This is a genomic window from Aeromicrobium sp. Leaf272, assembly GCF_001422865.1.
In the GTDB taxonomy this organism is placed as follows: domain Bacteria; phylum Actinomycetota; class Actinomycetes; order Propionibacteriales; family Nocardioidaceae; genus Aeromicrobium.
Window position 1 is genome coordinate 158,784 of sequence record NZ_LMMY01000011.1, and the last position, 2,704, is coordinate 161,487.

The following is a 2,704-nucleotide window of genomic DNA, read 5'->3' on the forward strand; positions in this document are numbered from 1 at the left end:
ACGTCGAGGACTCGTCCTTCAGCACCTCGGCCCGCGTGGTGCAGCCGTCGCCGTCGGCGTCGATCCAGTGCCGGAAGGCGTCACGGTCGTACGTGGTCCCGCCGGCCTCCGACCGGACGGTCAGCTCGGCCAGCTGGGTCTCCGGCGAGGCCGACGCGGCCGGGGCCACGAGCACGGTGGCCACGAGTGTGGTGGCGAGCGCGACGAGAAGCGTGCGAAGCCGGCGTCGTGGCCGCCGCGGTGGCACGAGGTCGGACGAGTGGTGAGCAGGCGCGATGACAGGCACCGACATGGTGGGACTCCCCCCGAAGTCACTGGTCAGGTCGAGAGGACCGTAGGCACGGCAGCCGTCCGAGGGGAAGGGACCGACGCCGTCGTTCACCAGAACGTCATGCCCCCGGCGTCTCGACGCGTCGGCGACGATCCACCGACGACGGACCGTCGCCAGCGCGTCAGGTCGCGGGTCGCACGGCCCACCACGCGGCTATTCATGATCCTGACTACTTGACTTCACAAACTACTCGCATCTACGGTCGCGGCATGAGCGAACCGTCGGAGGCCGAGTGGCTGCGCGGGACCCTGCCCTTCCTGGCCCTCCTCACGCTGCGCGACGGCGCGCTGCACGGCTACGCGATCGCGCAACGACTCGAGGAGCTGAGCCTGTTCGGTCTCAAGGTCGGCACGCTCTACCCCGTGCTCAACCGGCTGGAGTCGCAGGACCTGGTGCGAGCCGAGTGGGTCGCGGGCGACGGCGGCCCCGGCCGCAAGCAGTACGCGCTCACCGACGCCGGCCGTACTCGCCTCGACTCCATGAGCGACGCGTGGGGCGACTTCGCCTCCCGGGTGGCCGCCGCGATCGCCCCCACGACCACGAGGAGCACCCGATGAGCGCCACCGAGCTGACCTGGCCGCAGAAGCAGGACGGCGACTGGGCCGACACCTTCACCTGGCACGCAGCCTGGGCCACGGCCGCCCGCAAGGACGACATCCGAGGCTGGCTCGACGTCGTGCACGAGGCCGTCGTCGACTCCGGCGGCACGGCCGAGGAGCTCTTCGGCCCGGCGCGCGACGCGGCGGAGACCTTCGCCCAGGACCTCCCCCCGGAGCAGCGTGCGGCCGGCGACCTCGACGAGGGCACGTGGTCCGACCTCCCACGCACGCTTCTGGCGATGGCGGGGTGGTTCCTGATGGCGCTCGGCATCGCCAGGCTCGTGAGCGAGGGCTGGAGCACCGACCTCACCGCCCCCGGGGCCGCGGTCTTCGCGGCGCTGGTCCTCGGCGCGGGAGGGCTGGGCACGGCCGGCCTGGCCTGGCGGTCGGGACGACCGGTCGCCACCGGCGCGTGGGTGCTCGCCAGCCTCGCGCTCGTCGTCGTGGCGGTCTACGCGGCGATGGAGCTCCTGGACCGGGAGCGGAGCCTCGGCTCGGTGCCGACCCTGACGCTCCCGGCGATCGGCGCTGTCCTGCTCGTGGTCTGGTGGAGGCTGCCCGAGCGCAAGCCCGCGATCGACGACAGCTCCCGCACCTGGCCCGCCGAGCGCTGGTTCACCCGCATGGAGTGGCTTCTGCGCGGACGTCACAAGATGCCGCGCGAGACGGCCCGTCGACTCACGGCCGAGACGCGCGCCCACGCGGAGGAGACCGGCGAGCATCCGTTCGAGTCGTTCGGTCCGCCGCAGGTGCACGCGCTCGCCCTGGCCGAGGCCGACCTCCGCACGGTGGTCTACCGCGACCGGTCCGAGCGTCGCTGGCACCTGCTGTTCGCGATCTTCGCGGCCGCGGTCGTGGTGACCAACGTCGTCAGCGGCAACGTCGACTGGTCGACCTGGGTGTTCGTCGGGGCGGGCCTCCTGTCGCTGGGTCTCGCGCTGCACCGGAGGCCGAGCCCCGCGCACTGACGTCCGGACATGACGGCGGGCAGGACCCGAGAGTCCTGCCCGCCGTCATGCTCCCAACCGGGAGGTCAGTTGCCGTCGTCACCCGAGGTGGTGTTGACGGTGATCTTGGCGATGCCCACGAGCAGCTCGGGGGTGACCGCGTCGGTGTCGAACGTCTGGTTCAGCAGGTCGGCGGCGACCGGGCTGATGAGCACCTGGGTGCCCTCGAGGATCGCCGTGTCGCCCTCGGACTGCAGCGGCTTCAGCGTGCTGCCGTTCAGCGTGAAGATGTAGGCGCTGGTCACGGCAGTCTCGCCGTTGACCGCCACGTCGCCGTAGACGCGCGAGGCGCCCGGGTCGACGTTCAGGTTCGTGATCTCGACCTCGGTGTCGCCGGCGGTCAGCGAGAAGCCCGAGCCCTCGTGCTGGATCTGGCCGATCACGTAGGGCGAGACCTCGCCCGGCGTGAAGACCTCGACGTTGCCGCCGGTGATCGGGAAGACGAGCGAGCCGTCCTCGAGCGCGCCGTCGCCGACGGTGCCCGGGGTGAGTCCGAGGGACTCGAGGGCGTCGGTGAAGCCGGTGTCGAGCGCGACGGCGGTGTCCTCACCGGTCAGCGCGGTGATCGAGGCGACGGCCTTCGGAGGCGTCGAGCTCGAGGAGCTGCTGTCCGACGAGGAGCCGGAGTCCGAGCCCGAGCTGCAGGCGGCGAGGGGGAGTGCGGCGACGGCCACGACGGCCAGGCTCGCGAAGAACTTCTTGGTGGGGTGCAGGGTGCTCATTGGAGCCACGTCCTTGATGGGGGGCACCCGCCATGTCTTGGCGGG

3 protein-coding genes and 1 pseudogene are annotated in these 2,704 nt (G+C 71.7%); 2 read left to right on the plus strand and 2 right to left on the minus strand.

All coding sequences use genetic code 11. The features are described from left to right. Positions 1 to 292, minus strand: a pseudogene (locus ASF38_RS18430) (hypothetical protein); the annotation flags it as partial. Between the two features lie 248 nt (positions 293 to 540). Between ASF38_RS18430 and ASF38_RS07865 the strand changes: the two are divergent. Both ASF38_RS07865 and ASF38_RS07870 read left to right on the plus strand, forming a co-directional pair. Next, complete coding sequence (locus ASF38_RS07865) at positions 541 to 888, plus strand: PadR family transcriptional regulator (RefSeq protein WP_056574990.1); 348 nt, start codon at positions 541 to 543, stop codon at positions 886 to 888. Next, complete coding sequence (locus tag ASF38_RS07870; RefSeq protein WP_056552043.1) at positions 885 to 1,898, plus strand: hypothetical protein; 1,014 nt, start codon at positions 885 to 887, stop codon at positions 1,896 to 1,898. Before ASF38_RS07865 ends, ASF38_RS07870 begins: the two co-directional genes overlap by 4 nt. A gap of 65 nt (positions 1,899 to 1,963) precedes the next feature. On the opposite strand, the gene ASF38_RS07875 is transcribed toward ASF38_RS07870, so the two are convergent. Further along, the gene (locus ASF38_RS07875; RefSeq protein WP_056552046.1) at positions 1,964 to 2,659 is read right to left on the minus strand and encodes a hypothetical protein; all 696 of its coding nucleotides are present in this window, start codon (positions 2,657 to 2,659) and stop codon (positions 1,964 to 1,966) included. Positions 2,660 to 2,704: the final 45 nt, after the last annotated feature.